At 61.3% G+C, this 18,855-nt stretch carries 12 protein-coding genes and 3 rRNA genes; 6 read left to right on the top strand and 9 right to left on the bottom strand.

Annotated features, from left to right (window positions below):
- Window positions 1-62 precede the first annotated feature (62 nt).
- The 4 genes from LDN85_RS04635 to LDN85_RS04620 are packed head-to-tail and all read left to right on the top strand — an operon-like array spanning window position 63 to window position 4,397.
- Window positions 63-1,064 carry an ABC transporter permease gene (locus LDN85_RS04635; protein WP_026542637.1) on the top strand — a complete coding sequence of 334 codons (1,002 nt, stop codon included), beginning with the start codon at window positions 63-65 and terminating at the stop codon, window positions 1,062-1,064.
- A complete protein-coding gene (locus LDN85_RS04630) occupies window positions 1,061-2,125 on the top strand; it encodes an ABC transporter ATP-binding protein (RefSeq protein ID WP_223944727.1) in 1,065 nt (354 codons plus the stop codon). The genes LDN85_RS04635 and LDN85_RS04630 overlap by 4 nt, the downstream gene beginning before the upstream one ends.
- 8 nt (window positions 2,126-2,133) lie before the next feature.
- A complete protein-coding gene (locus LDN85_RS04625; protein WP_223944726.1) occupies window positions 2,134-3,156 on the top strand; it encodes an oligopeptide/dipeptide ABC transporter ATP-binding protein in 1,023 nt (340 codons plus the stop codon).
- A gap of 23 nt (window positions 3,157-3,179) precedes the next feature.
- Window positions 3,180-4,397 carry an amidohydrolase family protein gene (locus LDN85_RS04620; protein ID WP_223944725.1) on the top strand — a complete coding sequence of 406 codons (1,218 nt, stop codon included), beginning with the start codon at window positions 3,180-3,182 and terminating at the stop codon, window positions 4,395-4,397.
- Between the two features lie 82 nt (window positions 4,398-4,479).
- Here LDN85_RS04620 and LDN85_RS04615 read toward each other — a convergent pair whose 3' ends face one another.
- The 4 genes from LDN85_RS04615 to LDN85_RS04600 all read right to left on the bottom strand — a co-directional run bounded on the left by LDN85_RS04615 (window position 4,480) and on the right by LDN85_RS04600 (window position 8,792).
- Window positions 4,480-4,968, bottom strand: a complete 489-nt coding sequence (locus LDN85_RS04615) for a pyridoxamine 5'-phosphate oxidase family protein (RefSeq protein WP_223944724.1) — start codon at window positions 4,966-4,968, stop codon at window positions 4,480-4,482.
- Window positions 4,969-5,137: 169 nt separating this feature from the next.
- Window positions 5,138-6,457, bottom strand: coding sequence for an MFS transporter (locus tag LDN85_RS04610; RefSeq protein ID WP_051421665.1), 1,320 nt, complete (start codon window positions 6,455-6,457; stop codon window positions 5,138-5,140).
- A 464-nt stretch (window positions 6,458-6,921) separates the two neighbouring features.
- A complete protein-coding gene (locus LDN85_RS04605; protein WP_223944723.1) occupies window positions 6,922-8,385 on the bottom strand; it encodes an FAD-linked oxidase C-terminal domain-containing protein in 1,464 nt (487 codons plus the stop codon).
- A 155-nt stretch (window positions 8,386-8,540) separates the two neighbouring features.
- On the bottom strand, window positions 8,541-8,792 hold the full coding sequence (locus tag LDN85_RS04600; protein WP_223944722.1) for a hypothetical protein: 252 nt from the start codon (window positions 8,790-8,792) through the stop codon (window positions 8,541-8,543).
- A 184-nt stretch (window positions 8,793-8,976) separates the two neighbouring features.
- On the opposite strand from LDN85_RS04600, the gene LDN85_RS04595 reads away from it, so the two are divergent.
- The gene (locus tag LDN85_RS04595) at window positions 8,977-10,719 is read left to right on the top strand and encodes a glycoside hydrolase family 13 protein (RefSeq protein WP_223944721.1); all 1,743 of its coding nucleotides are present in this window, start codon (window positions 8,977-8,979) and stop codon (window positions 10,717-10,719) included.
- A gap of 19 nt (window positions 10,720-10,738) precedes the next feature.
- A complete protein-coding gene (locus LDN85_RS04590) occupies window positions 10,739-11,761 on the top strand; it encodes a LacI family DNA-binding transcriptional regulator (protein ID WP_223944720.1) in 1,023 nt (340 codons plus the stop codon).
- On the opposite strand, the gene LDN85_RS04585 is transcribed toward LDN85_RS04590, so the two are convergent.
- The 5 genes from LDN85_RS04585 to LDN85_RS04565 form a co-directional block, all read right to left on the bottom strand.
- Window positions 11,758-12,318 carry an N-acetyltransferase gene (locus tag LDN85_RS04585; protein WP_223944719.1) on the bottom strand — a complete coding sequence of 187 codons (561 nt, stop codon included), beginning with the start codon at window positions 12,316-12,318 and terminating at the stop codon, window positions 11,758-11,760. The two genes, LDN85_RS04590 and LDN85_RS04585, sit on opposite strands and share 4 nt — an antisense overlap.
- A complete protein-coding gene (locus tag LDN85_RS04580; RefSeq protein ID WP_091554368.1) occupies window positions 12,311-12,805 on the bottom strand; it encodes an SRPBCC domain-containing protein in 495 nt (164 codons plus the stop codon). Before LDN85_RS04580 ends, LDN85_RS04585 begins: the two co-directional genes overlap by 8 nt.
- Before the next feature lie 116 nt (window positions 12,806-12,921).
- Window positions 12,922-13,038 (bottom strand): 5S ribosomal RNA (rrf, locus tag LDN85_RS04575).
- Window positions 13,039-13,208: 170 nt separating this feature from the next.
- Window positions 13,209-16,352, bottom strand: a 23S ribosomal RNA gene (locus tag LDN85_RS04570).
- 590 nt (window positions 16,353-16,942) lie between these two features.
- Window positions 16,943-18,462, bottom strand: a 16S ribosomal RNA gene (locus LDN85_RS04565).
- The 16S, 23S and 5S rRNA genes sit together here, the layout of an rRNA operon.
- Window positions 18,463-18,855: the final 393 nt, after the last annotated feature.

The following is an 18,855-nucleotide window of genomic DNA, read 5'->3' as shown; positions in this document are numbered from 1 at the left end:
CGGGCATAGTCCAGAAGGAGAAGCGGGCCGCCTGCACCAACGGGCGGCCCGCAACCACCACCATGATGACTTTCATTCTTCGCCGGACCGGATCACTGGTCCTTCTTCTCGCCGCAGTCAGCTTCATCACCTTCACGCTCTTCCAGTTGGGCCCCTCGGATCCTGCCGCTGCTGCCTGCGGACAGGAATGCACGCCCGAGCGCGTTGCCGAGGCCCGCGTTGCCTTGGGCATGGACCAGCCTTTCCTGGTCCAGTACGCCGACTACATCCGGGGGCTCTTTTCGCCGCGGATGATTGGTGCTCCCGGCGCACAAACGCTGTGCGAATGGCCTTGCCTTGGCAAGTCCTTCCAGACCAATGAGAACGTAGCGGACATCATTGCCCGTTCACTCCCCTACACCTTCTCCATGGCTATCGGCGCGTTGGTCCTGTGGACCATCACCGGCGTTGGCCTGGGTCTTTTGGCTGCCCTGCGGAAAGGAACGCCGATGGACAAGTTCATTGTTGGCGCGGCTTCCGTGGGCGTCTCACTGCCCATCCCCGTGACGGGCCTGTTCCTGCTGCTCCTGTTCGTCAACCAACTCCACCTCCTGCCGTTCACCACCAACGAGATCAACAGCCCCTTTGGCCCCCAAGGCCCCGGAGCATGGGTAGCCAACTACCTGTTGCCGTGGATTGCATTGGCTGTCCTCTTCAGCGCGTCCTATATCCGAGTCACCCGCACCAACATGATCGAGACATTTGGCGAGGACTTCATCCGGACAGCCCGCGCCAAAGGCCTGGCACCGCGCACTGTCACGTTCAAGCACGGCGTGCGGGCAGGCATCACCCCAGTGGTCACCATGCTCGGTATGGACATCGGCCTGCTGCTGGGCGGAGCGGTCCTGACCGAACAGATCTTCTCCGTCCCCGGCCTGGGCTTCACGGCAGTGCATGCCGCCATCTCCGGTGACCTCCCTGTCACCATGGCCATCACCATGCTGGCCGCGTTCTTCGTGATAGTCGCCAACGTTGTGGTGGACCTCGCCTACGCCGCCATCGATCCCCGAGTGAGGCTCCAATGACCCCAGCACACAGCACAACCCAGACCGCTGGTGCCCGGCCCGGCGGTCCTTCAGCCGGCACTGCTCCCTTCCTGGAGGTCCACGACCTTACCGTGAAATTCCCTACGGACGACGGCGTAGTCTCCGCAGTGAACGGCATGGACTTTACGCTCGAACGCGGTCAAACCCTTGGCATCGTCGGCGAATCGGGATCGGGAAAATCCGTCACCAGCCAGGCGCTCATGGGCCTGCTCAAGGGCACCTCGGCCCAGGTCACCGGCACTGCGATGTTCCAGGGCAAGGACCTGGTTGCCCTCCCCGAGTCCGCCATGCGCCAGCTCCGTGGCCGCAACATCGGCATGATCTTCCAGGACCCGCTCTCAGCACTGCACCCTTTCTACACCGTGGGCCACCAGATCGCCGAGGCATACCTGGTCCACAACAAGGCAAGCAAAAAGCAGGCCCGGGCGGCCGCCGTCGACATGCTGGGAAGGGTGGGTATCCCAAGCCCCGATCAGCGCTATGACGAGTACCCCCACCACTTCTCCGGCGGCATGCGGCAGCGTGCCATGATCGCCATGGCGTTGATCTGCGAGCCGGAGTTGTTGATCGCCGATGAGCCCACCACAGCACTGGACGTGACGGTCCAAGCCCAGATCCTGGATTTGATGTCGGAGCTCCAGGAGGAAACCAACTCCGCGCTGATCCTCATCACGCACGACCTCGGGGTGGTGGCCGAGGTATGCGACGACGTCCTGGTCATGTACGGCGGCCAATGCGTGGAGTCCGGCCCGGTTGATGACATTTTCTACGACACCCGGCACCCCTACACCCTGGGCCTGCTCAACTCGATGCCCACGCTGACCAGTTCCTCCGGCAGGCTCAATCCCATACCCGGCCAGCCGCCGTCGCTCCTTGACCTGCCCAAAGGCTGCATCTTCAGCGCGCGGTGCCAATACGCCGAACTCGCCGGCGACGGCGTCTGCGTCAGTCAACGCCCTGAGCTGCGGGTCGAGGACGGGCACGGCAAGCGGTGCCACTTGAGCGGCCCGCAGATCATCACCATCCGGAATTCGCGTTAGGACCCGCCATGGAACATCAGCCCATTCTCCAGGTGGAGAACCTGCAAAAACACTTCCCACTCAAGGGTGGCTTGCTTCCGGGGACTGCCAAACGCTCGGTCAAAGCGGTCGACGGCGTATCGTTCAGTCTTGCCCGCGGCCAGACTTTGGGGCTCGTGGGCGAGTCCGGGTGCGGTAAGTCCACCACTGGCCGGATGGTTGCGCGCCTTTTGGATCCGACCGGCGGACGGATTGTGATCGACGGCGTGGACATCAGCGGGTTGCGTGGCAAGGACCTGTACAACTTCCGGCGCAAGGTCCAGATGATCTTCCAGGATCCTTTCGCTTCCCTCAATCCCCGGCAGACCGTGGGAACGGCCATCGCAGCGCCCATGGTGGCACAGAAAATCAACCCGCCGGGCGGACTCAAGAACCGGGTCAAGGAACTGCTGGAGCAGGTGGGGCTCAAACCCGAGCACTACAACCGGTTCCCGCATGAATTCTCCGGCGGCCAACGTCAGCGCGTGGGCATCGCCAGGGCTGTTTCCCTGAACCCGTCAGTGATTGTGTGTGATGAGCCCGTATCCGCGCTGGACGTCTCCGTCCAGGCACAGGTGGTCAACCTGCTGCAGCAGATCCAGCGCGATACCGGTGTTTCCTACATCTTCATTGCCCATGACCTGTCCGTGGTGCGGCACATCTCCCATGAGGTCGCTGTGATGTACTTGGGAAAAATTGTTGAACAGGGGCCGCGCGAGGCCTTGTTCAGCGACCCGGGGCACCCCTACACCAAAGCGCTGCTCTCCGCGGTGCCGCTGCCGGACCCCCGCGCTGCACGGGAGCAAGTGAAGATCCGCCTTCGCGGCGACCTGCCCTCCCCTGCCAACCCGCCCAGCGGCTGTGTCTTCCGGACCCGATGCCCGCTGATCGGCACCCTGCCTGAGGATCAGCGGCAACGCTGCATCGACCAGATCCCCACTCCAGCCACGCCCGCTGCCCCCGCCTGCCACCACACAGGTATGGCGGAATCGGTGCTGGCAGGCGTGCAATAGATTCACTACCGAAGGAGTACCCATTGAACACCCTGATTCTCGCCGCCCGTCCTTGGGGTCAAGGGCTCAGCGACGTGAGCATCGCTGACGGCAAGATCACCGCCGTCGAACCCCATGACCCGGCCCGCAGCGTTCCGGACGGTGTCACGCTCATCTATGGCCGCGGCCGGATTCTGTTGCCGTCCTTCTCCGACGTCCACGTCCACCTGGATTCCACGCGCATCGGCTTGCCGTTCCGGGAACACACCGGCGGACCGGGCGTGTGGGCCATGATGATGAACGACCGCCAAAACTGGCGCAACGCGGAGGTTCCCCTGCAGGATCGCGTGAACGACACCCTGGGGCGGATGATCGCACGCGGCACCACACGGGTCCGCTCCTACGCCCAGGTTGACGTGGACTGCCGGCTGGAACGCTTCGACGCCGTTGCTGCCGCCAAGGAAAAGTTTGCCGGCCAGGCGTCGGTGGAGATCATTGCCTTCCCCCAAGCCGGACTCTTGCTGGAGGACGGCACTGTTGAATTGATGGAAGAGGCGCTCAAGGCCGGGGGCAACGTGATGGGCGGCATTGATCCCTGCACCCTGGACCGTGATCCAGCCAAGCACCTGGACATCGTCTTCGGCCTCGCGGAAAAGTACCAGGTCCCCATCGACATCCACTTGCACGAACCCGGCGAGCTGGGGGTCTTCAGCACCGACCTGGTGCTTGAGCGCACCCGTGCACTGGGCATGCAGGGCAAGGTCACCATGTCCCACGCCTATCAACTGGGCAGCGTCAACGAGGCCACCACCCGCAGGCTGATTGATGCGTTCGCGGAGCTGGACGTTTCCCTGGCCTCTGTTGCTCCTTCGGCTGCCGGGCAATTGCCCATTCCCCTGCTGACCGAGGCCGGGATACGGCTGGGCCTGGGCGAGGACGGCCAGCGCGATTACTGGTCCCCCTACGGCAACACCGACATGCTGGACCGCACCTGGCAGCTCGCCTTCACCCACGGCTTCCGCAAGGACGAGCTGATCGAGCACTGCCTGGCCATCGCCACCATAGGTGGCGCCAGCATCCTTGACCCGAACGCCACCAGGCTCAAGGACATAACCCACCGCCCCGGCGTCGAGGTTGGCGACCCCGCAGAACTGCTGCTGGTGGACGGCGAAACAGTGGCCTCCACCGTCATGGACCGCGGCAAGGACCGGACAGTGATCCACCAGGGCAAGATCGTGGCTGACCAGCTGGAGCTGGTCTAACCTCTCCCGGACCCGCCCTTGGCCGATCCCCCGCAGTTGAACGCGGGGGTGATTGGTCAAGGGCGGGTTTCGTCGTTAAGCGCTACTCGCTCCGCGCCGTGGGAGCATCGTCCAGCGGCGTCCACCAGGTTACTGGCGGCGTCACCTTGAAGCGGCGGCCCGTCACCGCACTGGGTGTGATCCGGATGAACTGGTCCTTTTGCCCTGCCTCCCAGGGGAAGAGGAGGAGCCCCACGGTGTCGAGGACGTCCTGGGTGAGCTTCACAGCGGCTGCCTGGCCTTTGACCACCACGCTCCACGCCACACCCGTCTCCGCGTTAACACCGTCAGCCTCTATCGCGACGGGAGCATCGCTGAGGGCTGCGTGGAGTTTGGTGCCTTCACCTGTCCGGAACACCATGGTGCCGTGGTCTACCTTGTAGTTCACAGGAAAGATGTCCGGATGGTCATCCACCCACACCGCGAGCCGGCCTACGGAGACACCCCTGAGGAGCTCCCAGCATTCGTTGGTTTCCAGGACTTCGGTGGCGGGCTTGCCTGGCTGATCGGTCCCCGATGGTGAGTTCGTCATACCGCCGAGGATACGCCGCGCAGGTGCGCCCGGACAGGGCAGGTGTGCCCGGACAGGGCAGGTGCGCCCGGACAGGGCAGGTGCGCCCGGACGGACCGGGCCGGGCAGGTGTGCCCGGACGGACAGGTGCGTCCGGGCGGACCGGGCCGGGCAGGCGCGTTCGGTGGGGCTACCGAACCAGGCTGTGTTTGGACGCAAGGTCAGCTGGTGCCGGTCCCCGCCCAACACTGACCAGAGGCCCACGGATGGCGAGGAACCCGGCGATGGCCAGCACCACGGCTTCAGCGGCGAGCGCCAGGAACGTCACTTCCCAACCACCGGTCATGGCGTGCAGCAATCCCGCTCCCAGCGGGCCGAGCGACGCGACGGCGAAACCTATCCCCTGGCTCATGGCGGAGAGCCGTCCTGCCGATTGGGGTCCGGCCGAGCGGATTACCACCAGGGCCATGGCGAGTCCGAAGCCTGCGCTCTGGACTACCCCGAGGATCCCGACCATGAGGAATTGCACTTCAGCCGGCGCTGCCAATACGCCCACCAAGGCAAGCGCCACTGAAAGCCCAAGCCCCGGCGCCATGATCCTCAAAATGCCGGGCCTGCCTGCGAGAACAGGGGCCAGCAAACTGGCCGGCAGCCCAGCGAGGCTGAACCACGCGAGCAGGGCGGCCGACTCTGCAGCCGGGATTCCCCGGGACACCAGATACACAGCCAGCCATGAGGTGATGGCGAAGTACAGCATCGCTTGAAGGCCAAAAAACGCCGTCACCGCCCACGCGGTGCGCTGCTTCCTGAGGGGCAGCGCCGACTCAGCGAGGACAGGCTCGGTGTGGCCCGGCTTCGTGGTGATAGCCGACGACGTCGTATCCCCGGCCGCCGCGCGGTTGGCACCCTCCGTTGGGGTACCTGCCGCCGGAGCGCTTCCTGAACGTTGGATGAGGAGGGCACCCAGGAGGGCGGGCAGCGCCCATACGGCCAAAGCCCAGGGCAAGCTGCCACCGAGGAGGTGCTGCAGTGGCTGGACCAGTCCGGCACCAAGGGCTGCACCCAACCCGAATCCCATGGTGCACAGTCCTGTCCACCATCCCGTGCCCCGGTTTGCTTTGACGATCTGCGGTACCAATACGCTGGCACTCATGATGGCCATGCCGGCCAGGAAGGTTCCCGGCAGGAGAAGGGCCGGGACCAGCACACGGACAATCAGCGCCAAGGCCAGGACCACCAATGCAAGGGCAACGGCCCGTCCGGTACCCAGGCGCCTGGCCAGCCACGGCCCAATGGGACCCGAAACCCCAAAGGCCAGCACAGGCAGAGTTCCCAGCAGGGGCAGCAAAGCGGCGTCGAGCCCGAAGACCACCGGCACCTGGTTCATGACTCCGGCAACGGTGGTGATTGCGGGTCGAAGGTTAACCGACACCATCACCAGCGCAAGCAAAACCAACCCCGTTGTCAGCCTCGGACCCAGTCCAGCACCGCCCTGCCGCTTCTCGCGCACGTCATTCCCCTCATAGCAACTTTGGTATACCAAGTAAGCCTAAGAGGAGAACAGAAGAAAGTAAATACAGTCAAACACGGCAACAAGAAACAACAGCGATCCACGCTCAACAACTTTGGAATACCAAGAAAACCTTGAGGGCAGGAGGGAGCGTCCCACAAAACCCAAGGGGACCTGAAAGAGCGTCCGACCAAACCACCCCGGGATGTAATAAACCACCCCGGGATGTAATAGAGCGTCCGACCAAACCACCCCGGGAAGTGATAGAGCGTCCCCCAAACCACCCCAGGATGTGAGAGAGCGTCCGACCAAACCACCCCAGGATGTGAGACAGCGTCCTGCAGGGCCGGAACGCGGCAGCGCGCGTCTAAGGGAGGAACGACCGAGCGCGCCGAGCGTTCCGGCCATGCGGGACGGCCATGCGGGACGGCCCTGCGGGACGGGCCTGCGGGACGGGCCTATCCCTAGATAGCCTTCCCCGGGTTCAGAATCCCCTGAGGATCGAACAACTCCTTGATCCGCCGTTGCAGCTCCCGCACAGGCTCCGGCTGCTCCAGCCCGAGCCAGCGGAGTTTGTATTGGCCCACACCGTGCTCCCCTGTGATGGTCCCGCCCATATCCAGGCCCACCCGGATGGATTCATCAAGGGCAGCGTTGAGGCGCACCAAGGCGTCGGCATCGGTGGCTGGATCTACGCGGTCCATCCAGAACGTGGGGTGCAGGTTGCCGTCGCCTGCGTGGGCCACCACCTTGAGGCGTACCTGGAACCGCGCGGCCATGGCTTCGAGTTCGGCGACGAAGTCCACCAGACGGGAGCGCGGGACTGCGATGTCTTCGCCCACCCTGAATTCGTCGTCCACCTCTACGCCGCGGCTGTTGCGCCTGAGTTCCACGAGCATTTCGGCTTCGGCACTGGCTTCGGTGGTCACGGTGGCGCCGCCGTCGGCGAGTACTTGCCGGACGACGTCGGCTTCTGCCGCCGCCCCGAAGCCGTCTGTCTGGATGAGCAGGAGGGATTTGCCGCGCTTTTGGAGGTCGCCGCCGTGGAGTTCGTCGAGCTGGACCAGGGTCCCGTTGTCCAGGAGTTCCATGATGGCGGGCTGGACACGGGCCCGGCCCACCGCGAGCACGCCGGCGGCGGCGCTGCGGAAGTCTTGGTAGAACGCGGCAATGGTGTGCACTTCGCGGGGCAGGTATTTCAGGCGGACGGTCACGCCCACCACGATTCCCAGGGTCCCTTCGGAACCTACCAGCAGCGCGGTGAGGTCGTACCCGGCAACCCCTTTGAAGGTTTGATGGCCGGTGTGCATGAGGGAGCCGTCGGCCATGACAACGTCCAGGGCCAGCACGGAATCGCGGGTTACTCCGTATTTGGCGCAGCGCAATCCGCCTGCGTTGGTGGCCACGTTGCCGCCGATGGTGGACATTTTGTAGCTGGCCGGATCGGGCGCGTACATCAGGCCGTGCTTGGCTGCTGCGGCGTTGAGGTCAGCGTTGATGACACCGGGTTCGACGACGGCGGTTTCGTCGTCGGGATTGAGCTCAAGGATGCGGTTCATCCGTTCAAGGCCCAGCACGATGCATCCTTTGGTGGCGTGCGCACCTCCGGAAACGCCGGTTCCCGCGCCCCGCGCGACGATCGGTACCTGATGTGCGGCACAGGTGCGGACGATGTGTTGGACGTCTTCCACCGATTCGGCCCAGACGACGGTCAGGGGCAGATGCCTTTCCAGCATCGGGCCTTGGTCGATGGAGTAGATGGTGAGGGTTTCTTCATCATCGGCCATTTGCCCGGCCCGAAGCCCGGCTGCCAACTCCTGAAGGAAAGCCCGTTGCCCGGTTGTCGGCCGGGTCTGTTCAGCATGCCCGACCGTGCGGTCCTTGATGCGTTCCTCTGATGTACCGGCTACAGCCGTTTCGTCCGACAAAGCACTACCTCCACATGGGTGCCGCGGACACGCCAAACCGGCAGTCTTCGCAGCGTTTTCAGTGCTCACAGTCTAGCCAGAGCGGCATGGGGTCGATGCCGCGGACTTCAGTGTCACCAGGCAGGTGTCACCAAGCAGGGGTCACCAGGCAGGGGTCACCAGGCAGGGATAAACAGGCGGGCCTTTGCTGTGGTCCGGCTCAGGGGGGTGGGAATCGTTGTCCCCGGCATCGCCCAGAATCCCGCGGAGATACCACCGGCGCGCAGGCAAACACTGTCGCGCAGGCAAACACCGTCGCGCAGGAAAACACCGTCGACGCCGGATGGCCCGGCAGGTGCCGAGGTCACCTTTCCGGTCCCGTACTGTGGGGCGGCAAGCAATGCCTTTCGCTGGGCAATATTGAGCATGGCGTCGGGAAGGGCTCCAAGGCCACTCCAACGCTGGTGATATGGCTCACAACTGCAAGCGCTTCCACAGACTACAGCCCATCATGTGGATATGAAAACCCCACCCTGCGGAGCGGTCGAAAAGACAGCACCCTTAGGACTGGAAGCGTTTACAATTTTCCGAAATCTCTTTTACGATGTGTTCATGTCCGTTGATTCAATGCTCTCGGTTGCGGCCCACGAGCCCACTGCAGCTTTCACCCAGCTGACCCCGGTCCACGACGCCTCCAAGGCGCACGGATGGTGGCGTTCGGCTGTGATTTACCAGATCTACCCGCGCTCGTTCCGCGACCTCAACGGCGACGGCATCGGCGATCTGGCAGGGATTACCGCAGAGCTCTCCCAGTTGGCCGGATTGGGCGTCGACGCCGTGTGGTTGTCGCCGTTCTACCGCTCACCCCAACGGGACGCAGGCTACGACGTCAGCGACTACTGCGACGTCGATCCCCTGTTCGGCACCCTGGCCGACTTCGATGCCCTGATCGCCGAGGCCAACAGGCTCAACCTGCGCGTCATCGCGGACCTCGTTCCCAACCACTGCTCCGACCAGCACGTGGCCTTCCAGGCAGCACTCACTGCGGGCGCCCACAGCGCCGAGCGGGACATGTTCATTTTCCGCGACGGCCAGGGACCTGACGGCAGCGAGCCACCGAACAACTGGCAGTCCCATTTTGGCGGCCCGGCGTGGACACGCATCACGGAGCCAAACGGCCGGCCGGGGCAATGGTTCCTCCACCTCTTCGATTCCTCGCAGCCTGACTTCAACTGGGACAACCCGGCGGTGCACGCTGAGTTCGAACGCGTCCTCCGCTTCTGGCTGGACCGCGGAATTTCCGGGTTCCGCGTCGACGTCGCCCACGCGCTGGTCAAGGCAGCCGGACTGCCCAACTGGGGCGGACGCGCCGACGGCAACAGCTCCGATGGCTTCCCCGGCCAGGATGCCCCGATGTTCGGCCAGCCCGCCCTCCATGACATATACCGCCGCTGGCGTTCCATCCTGGAAGAATACGGTCCTGACCGCATCCTCTGCGCCGAAGCTAATGTGGATCCGCTCCCCCGGCTTGCCCAGTGGGTACGTCCCGATGAAATGCACCAGGCGTTCAATTTCCCCTACCTGCATGCCGGGCTGGACGTTAACCGCCTGCGCCACATCATCACCGATTCCCTGGTGTCCCTCGACGCCGTGGGCGCTCCCAGCACATGGGTGCTGTCCAACCACGATGTTGTCCGACACGTCTCACGGTTCGGGTACGACGGACCGGGGCCCCGCGACGGCGACGGCATCGGCCCGGACGACGCGCAGCCCAACGAAGAACTCGGACGACGCCGGGCTGCCGCAGCAACCTTGTTCATGCTCGGACTCCCGGGTGGTGCCTACCTCTACCAAGGCGAAGAATTGGGCCTCCCCGATTCCTCCAGCATTCCAGGCAGCATGCGCCAGGACCCAACCTTCGCCCGCACGGGCGGAGCCCGCATTGGCCGCGACGGCTGCCGGGTGCCGCTGCCCTGGCGTGCGTCCGAACCCCACTCGGGGTTCGGCAGCGGCAGTGATCCCTGGCTGCCCCAGCCCGAGTCGTGGCCCGCACTGGCAAGGGACAAGCAGGAGTCCGATCCGGCGTCGCACCTTAACCTGTACCGTGCCATGCTCGCCGAACGCACCACGCACCGGCTCGGCGAGGGCTCCCTCGCCTGGGTGGAGGACTACTGCACGGAGTCCTCACTGGCCTACCTGAACGGGAACACGCTGGTGGTCATGAACGTCGGTGCCGATCCGCTGCCACTCCCGGATGGTGCGACCATCCTGCGCAGTGCTGAGGCACTGGGTTCAGATCAAGCAGGCCCGGATCAACTAGGCTCAGGGGAGACAATCTGGCTGACAGTCAGCTGATTTTTCACCAAGGAGCGGCATGACGGGCATCAAGGACGTAGCCGAGCGCGCAGGGCTGTCCGTTGCCACAGTTTCACGGGCGCTCAGCGGCAAGGGCAACGTATCGCCCGCAAGCCGTGAGCGCGCACGCGCAGCCGCCGCCGAGCTGGGCTTTGTCCTGTCCTACCATGCTTCAAGCCTGGCCTCCGGGCGCACGCACAACGTCGGCTTGGTGGTGCCCTCGGTCCACCGCTGGTTCTTCTCAGCGGTGATCGAGGGCGTCTCGGCCGCGCTTCTCGAAGCCGGCTACGACCTCACCCTTTACAACATCGGAGAAAACACCGAGCACCGGCACAGCGTCTTCAACGACTTCCTCCTGCGCAAACGGGTTGACGCGGTGATCGCCGTGTCACTGGAACTGAGCGAAGCCGAACTTCAGCAGCTCCACGCGATGCACCGGCCAATCGTCGGCATCGGAGGTCCTTTGCCCGGAGCCTCTACCATCAGGATCGACGACTCCGCTATCGCGCGAAAGGCCACCAACCACTTGCTCGGCCTGGGTCACACCAAGATCGCGCACATTACCGGCAACGAGGCCTACGACCAGGACTTCCATCTTCCGGGAACCCGCCGGAGCGGATTCGAAGACGCAATGAACGACGCCGGATGTCCCGTCAGTCCCGAATGGATCGTTTCTGCTGACTTCACCATTGAAGGCGCCTACGCCGCAGCCAGACAGCTGCTTGCCAGCGCCCCTGACAGGCCCACAGCTGTTTTTGCCGCTTCCGACGAGATGGCCATCGGCACTATCCTGGCTGCCCGGGACTTCGGGCTCCGAATTCCGGATGACCTTTCCGTCATGGGAATCGACGGACACGACCTTGGCAACGTCCTTGGCCTGACCACCATTGACCAGGATGCCAAAGGCCAGGGAGCATTGGCTGTCCGTACACTTCTGGGTGCGATCGCGCAGGGAATGGTCCTGGAACCAGCTGACACCGAACATCCCACTAAGTTGGTGGTCCGCTCAAGCACCGCTGTTCCCAGGGCAGGGACCTCCTAGGCGTTCAGTCCTTGCCGGGATATGCCGGTGGCTCCGTCAGCAAGCCGCCGTTCCATGGTGAGCTCGCGTTTGGACGTGTCTTGCGGATAAGCCCGGCTGGCGCCTGTTGCCTCAAAGCCATGACGCCGGTAAAACGCCAGAGCCCGTGCATTGTCCTCGTGGACCCCGAGCTCGATAGTCTGCGCCCCGAGTTCTTCCCCGGCCGCTTTGCAGGCCTCGTTGAGGAGCTCATCGGCCAGACCCAAGCCCCGGAGCCGCGGAGCCACGTAAACGCTGATGAGCATGGCCTGCAGCGGCTTCTCCGGGCTTTGGGGGTGCTTGAGGACCACACGCATCAACGCGCAGAAATTGCTGCCCTCATGACCGGCATCGGCCACCAAGGTCAAGCTGTTGTCCCCGGACATGGCCGCGGCACGTTCCCGCCACTGCGTGTCGGTCTGCCGACGTGCTGACTCAAGGCTCTCAATGTAGGCCATGGGGGTGTCCGCGAGCATTTCCAGCCGAACCTCACGCAGCAACTGCCAGTCACTCGAATGAAGCCTGCGGATCCTAGGCAATGGCTCCGCCCATGAACCTGGCGTAGCGATCCAGAACACGCGGCCAACCTTCGGCGTAGGACGCACGCGAAGCCGCGGGATCCTCGGCGCCTTCCCACCCGTCGTGGATCAGACGTACTTCGGTCCCGTCCTCCACAGCGCCAAAGACCACGCGGATCTCAGTGGACCACAGCGGAGTGCCGGCCGGATACCAGCTGGCATGGAAAGACAGTGGGGGCTGCCAGTCGTCGATGGTGCCCCAGACCGAGGTACGCCCGTCCTCGGCCGTCTCAAGAATCAGGTTCTCTTCGAACTCCACATGGGACCCAACGCCGTAGACACTCTCTTGCTCCAGCGGCCACCACAGGTGCGGATGATCGGTGAATCCTTGGAAAGCGTGCGAAATGTTGGTGGGCACTACAACGCTGAAGATGAGAGGCTCCAGTGCATCGCCCACTGGCTGTGACGGCTCGGACTCAGAGGCTGGGTGGCTGAAGAGGTTTTCCATGACCACCAACTCTACCGGTGCCGGGAAAATGCTGTCTGGCTGGGGTTTTTGTGCCGTGTTGTGGTGGTTAAAGGGGAAGAGCCCCGACCTGTGGTCGGGGCTCTTGCCTAATGTGTGTCCGGCGGTGTCCTACTCTCCCACACCCTCCCGGGTGCAGTACCATCGGCGCTGTGGGTCTTAGCTTCCGGGTTCGGAATGGGACCGGGCGTTTCCCCCACGCTATGACCGCCGTAACCTTTTTACCCGTCCCGGACTGACCGGACACCCTGTGTTGGGGGTGTGGTTGTCCTGGGTGGGAAGTTTATTGGTTACAACTGTGGTGCTTGGTTGTTATTCAGTTGCTTGGTTCCTGTGAACGGTTGTTGTTCGGGAACCACATAGTGGACGCGTGCAGTGTGTTTGTGTGGTGTAAGTTGTTGGCCTATTAGTACCGGTCAGCTTCACGAGTCTTTAGTCCTCGCTTCCACATCCGGCCTATCAACCCAGTGGTCTGGCTGGGGGCCTCTCACACATAATGTGTATGGAAATCTCATCTTGAAGCGAGCTTCCCGCTTAGATGCTTTCAGCGGTTATCCCATCCGAACGTAGCTAATCAGCGATGCACTTGGCAGTACAACTGACACACCAGAGGTTCGTCCGTCCCGGTCCTCTCGTACTAAGGACAGCCCTTCTCAAATTTCCTGCGCGCGCAGCGGATAGGGACCGAACTGTCTCACGACGTTCTAAACCCAGCTCGCGTACCGCTTTAATGGGCGAACAGCCCAACCCTTGGGACCTACTCCAGCCCCAGGATGCGACGAGCCGACATCGAGGTGCCAAACCATGCCGTCGATATGGACTCTTGGGCAAGATCAGCCTGTTATCCCCGAGGTACCTTTTATCCGTTGAGCGACGGCCATTCCACAATGTACCGCCGGATCACTAGTCCCGACTTTCGTCCCTGCTTGAGATGTCTCTCTCACAGTCAAGCTCCCTTGTGCACTTACACTCGACACCTGATTGCCAACCAGGCTGAGGGAACCTTTGGGCGCCTCCGTTACTTTTTAGGAGGCAACCGCCCCAGTTAAACTACCCATCAGGCACTGTCCCTGACCCGGATCACGGGCCGAAGTTAGATGTCCAAAGTGACCAGAGTGGTATTTCAACGATGACTCCACCCGAACTGGCGTCCGGGTTTCAACGTCTCCCACCTATCCTACACAAGCCACTCCGAACACCAATACCAAACTATAGTAAAGGTCTCGGGGTCTTTCCGTCCTGCTGCGCGTAACGAGCATCTTTACTCGTACTGCAATTTCGCCGAGTTTATGGTTGAGACAGCGGGGAAGTCGTTACTCCATTCGTGCAGGTCGGAACTTACCCGACAAGGAATTTCGCTACCTTAGGATGGTTATAGTTACCACCGCCGTTTACTGGGGCTTAAATTCTCAGCTTCGCCCACAAGGGGCTAACCGGTCCTCTTAACCTTCCAGCACCGGGCAGGAGTCAGTCCGTATACATCGTCTTGCGACTTCGCACGGACCTGTGTTTTTAGTAAACAGTCGCTTCCCCCTGGTCTCTGCGGCCCACACCCGCTCACGGAGAGCAAGTCTCCATCACGGGGCAGGCCCCCCTTCTCCCGAAGTTACGGGGGCATTTTGCCGAGTTCCTTAACCATAATTCTCTCGATCGCCTTGGTATTCTCTACCTGATCACCTGTGTCGGTTTGGGGTACGGGCGGCTAAAACCTCGCGTCGATGCTTTTCTTGGCAGCATAGGATCACCGGATCCCCCCTTACGGGAGTCCCATCAGATCTCAGGCACGTGCTCGAAGCACACAGGAACGGATTTGCCTATCCCTGACCCTACATCCTTAGACCGGGGCAACCATCGCCCGGCCCGGCTACCTTCCTGCGTCACACCTGTTAATACGCTTACCTCCCAGGATCAGGTCCCGCGCTCGGCCAAAACCCACAACACCACAAGGGTGAGCGGGCAGGCTCCGGGCGGTTAGTATCCCCCGCTTGGCATGGGCGGTTTTTCGCCGGTACGGGAATATCAACCCGTTGTCCATCGACTACGCCTGTCGGCCTCGCCTTAGGTCCCGACTTACCCAGGGCAGATTAGCTTGACCCTGGAACCCTTGATCATTCGGCGGACGGGTTTCTCACCCGTCTTTCGCTACTCATGCCTGCATTCTCACTCGTGTAGGCTCCACCGCTGGTTTACACCGCGACTTCACTGCCCACACGACGCTCCCCTACCACTCCACACCCCTGAACCACGAAGGCTAGGGCAATGTGTGAAATCCACAACTTCGGCGGTGTACTTGAGCCCCGCTACATTGTCGGCGCGGAATCACTTGACCAGTGAGCTATTACGCACTCTTTCAAGGATGGCTGCTTCTAAGCCAACCTCCTGGTTGTCTTCGCAACTCCACATCCTTTCCCACTTAGCACACGCTTAGGGGCCTTAGTTGGTGGTCTGGGCTGTTTCCCTCTCGACTATGAAGCTTATCCCCCACAGTCTCACTGCTGCGCTCTCACTTACCGGCATTCGGAGTTTGGCTGACGTCAGTAACCTTGTAGGGCCCATCGGCCATCCAGTAGCTCTACCTCCGGCAAGAAACACGCAACGCTGCACCTAAATGCATTTCGGGGAGAACCAGCTATCACGGAGTTTGATTGGCCTTTCACCCCTACCCACAGCTCATCCCCTCCATTTTCAACTGAAGTGGGTTCGGTCCTCCACGACGTCTTACCGTCGCTTCAACCTGGCCATGGGTAGATCACTCCGCTTCGGGTCTAGATCACGCCACTACACTCGCCCTATTCAGACTCGCTTTCGCTACGGCTACCCCACACGGGTTAACCTCGCGACGTAACACTAACTCGCAGGCTCATTCTTCAAAAGGCACGCCGTCACCAGAATCAGACTGGCTCCGACGGATTGTAAGCACACGGTTTCAGGTACTGTTTCACTCCCCTCCCGGGGTACTTTTCACCTTTCCCTCACGGTACTGGTCCGCTATCGGTCATTAGGAAGTATTTAGGCTTATCAGGTGGTCCTGACAGATTCGCACGGGATTTCTCGGGCCCCGTGCTACTTGGGATACTCTCCAGGCTGCACACAACATTACGGTTACGGGGCTCACACCCTCTCTGGCCGGCCTTTCAAGACCGTTCACCTATGCACGCACATCACCCCACTGGTCCGGCAGAACCAGAACGGAAAGTCCCACAACCCCGCCCATGCAACGCCCGCCGGCTATCACACATGGAAACGGTTTAGCCTGATCCGCGTTCGCTCGCCACTACTAACGGAATCACTATTGTTTTCTCTTCCTGCGGGTACTGAGATGTTTCACTTCCCCGCGTTCCCCCCACGCACCCTATGTGTTCAGATGCGGGTCACACAATCACCTCACAGCGTTGTGCGGGGTTTCCCCATTCGGACATCCTGGGATCAACGCTCGGTTATCAACTCCCCCAGGCTTATCGCAGATTCCTACGTCCTTCTTCGGCTCCTAATGCCAAGGCATCCACCGTGTGCCCTTAAAAACTTGACCACACAAGATCAATAAACTTACTCGAGAGAACCATGACCACAAGGGCCAGGTTCATTCATAAGAAATTGCTGTAGAAACACACACACACCAACCACCCCCACCCACCCCAAAGGGAAGGACAAAAGGATAATCAGCCACCGTGCATGTTTCAGATGCTCGCGTCCACTATGTAGTTCTCAAACAACAACCCCATCAACCAGCCCCCCACCCACCACAACCCACACACCAACGTGCACGGACCATGACAAACAGACAAGGAAAACCGGAAGCAGGAACAAAAGAAACACCAGAAGATGCCCCCCTGCATTGCTGCAAAAAGGTCCTGTTGCCTCAGGACCCAACAGTGCGCCAAACACAACCCACCAACCACGCCCCAGCAGCGTTCCACACACCCCACACCCCCCAAAAGAGGACACAAGATGCCGTACTAACACCAGGACACAACCAGCAAAGGCCATGCCAAAAAAATGATTTGTTGATATTCCACCCATGAGCACCCACCGCAGAACAAACGCCTGCGCAATGGGCAACACTGGCAACCCGTCATCCACCCATGCAGGCAAACAACACAACTGCTAGCAGCTCCTTAGAAAGGAGGTGATCCAGCCGCACCTTCCGGTACGGCTACCTTGTTACGACTTAGTCCCAATCGCCGGTCCCACCTTCGACGGCTCCCCCCACAAGGGTTAGGCCACCGGCTTCGGGTGTTACCAACTTTCGTGACTTGACGGGCGGTGTGTACAAGGCCCGGGAACGTATTCACCGCAGCGTTGCTGATCTGCGATTACTAGCGACTCCGACTTCATGGGGTCGAGTTGCAGACCCCAATCCGAACTGAGACCGGCTTTTTGGGATTAGCTCCACCTCACAGTATCGCAACCCTTTGTACCGGCCATTGTAGCATGCGTGAAGCCCAAGACATAAGGGGCATGATGATTTGACGTCGTCCCCACCTTCCTCCGAGTTGACCCCGGCAGTCTCCTATGAGTCCCCGCCATAACGCGCTGGCAACATAGAACGAGGGTTGCGCTCGTTGCGGGACTTAACCCAACATCTCACGACACGAGCTGACGACAACCATGCACCACCTGTAAACCGACCGCAAGCGGGGCACCTGTTTCCAGGTATTACCGGTTCATGTCAAGCCTTGGTAAGGTTCTTCGCGTTGCATCGAATTAATCCGCATGCTCCGCCGCTTGTGCGGGCCCCCGTCAATTCCTTTGAGTTTTAGCCTTGCGGCCGTACTCCCCAGGCGGGGCACTTAATGCGTTAGCTACGGCGCGGAAAACGTGGAATGTCCCCCACACCTAGTGCCCAACGTTTACGGCATGGACTACCAGGGTATCTAATCCTGTTCGCTCCCCATGCTTTCGCTCCTCAGCGTCAGTTACAGCCCAGAGACCTGCCTTCGCCATCGGTGTTCCTCCTGATATCTGCGCATTTCACCGCTACACCAGGAATTCCAGTCTCCCCTACTGCACTCTAGTCTGCCCGTACCCACTGCAGAACCGGAGTTGAGCCCCGGTCTTTCACAGCAGACGCGACAAACCGCCTACGAGCTCTTTACGCCCAATAATTCCGGATAACGCTTGCGCCCTACGTATTACCGCGGCTGCTGGCACGTAGTTAGCCGGCGCTTCTTCTGCAGGTACCGTCACTTTCGCTTCTTCCCTACTGAAAGAGGTTTACAACCCGAAGGCCGTCATCCCTCACGCGGCGTCGCTGCATCAGGCTTGCGCCCATTGTGCAATATTCCCCACTGCTGCCTCCCGTAGGAGTCTGGGCCGTGTCTCAGTCCCAGTGTGGCCGGTCACCCTCTCAGGCCGGCTACCCGTCGTCGCCTTGGTAGGCCATTACCCCACCAACAAGCTGATAGGCCGCGAGTCCATCCAAAACCACAAAAGCTTTCCACCCCCCACCATGCGATGAGGAGTCATATCCGGTATTAGACCCAGTTTCCCAGGCTTATCCCAGAGTCAAGGGCAGGTTACTCACGTGTTACTCACCCGTTCGCCACTAATCCCCCAGCAAGCTGGGATCATCGTTCGACTTGCATGTGTTAAGCACGCCGCCAGCGTTCATCCTGAGCCAGGATCAAACTCTCCGTTGAAGTAAAACAAATCAAACAGACACAACCACACCCACCGGAAATAACGACAGGACGCGGCTGCACAAAATTCGAAACCAGCTGAAAACCAGACCACCACACACGGGGGTGCGCAGCAATCCGGCCATAATTTCAACCAATCAATAAAACAATCGGCATCAACAAACTTGGCACACTATTGAGTTCTCAAACAACAGGTCACTAATCCAAAACGTCACCACCAGCCTTGGCTGGTCGCTCCGGAGCAACTTTTCAAACTTACCGGCTAGCTTCACCTGAGTCAAATCGGCAAGACTGACTTGATTTTTCCTTGCGGTTTCTTGTCAGTTTGCGGTCTCAACCAGTGGATCAGCGCGGGTACTAACTATACCCACACTTTGCCCCCGTTGGCAAAGC

Origin of the sequence: Arthrobacter sp. StoSoilB20 (assembly GCF_019977295.1) — a bacterium.
Taxonomy (GTDB): Bacteria; Actinomycetota; Actinomycetes; order Actinomycetales; family Micrococcaceae; genus Arthrobacter; species Arthrobacter nicotinovorans_A.
This window is presented reverse-complemented; position numbering and strand designations above follow the sequence as displayed.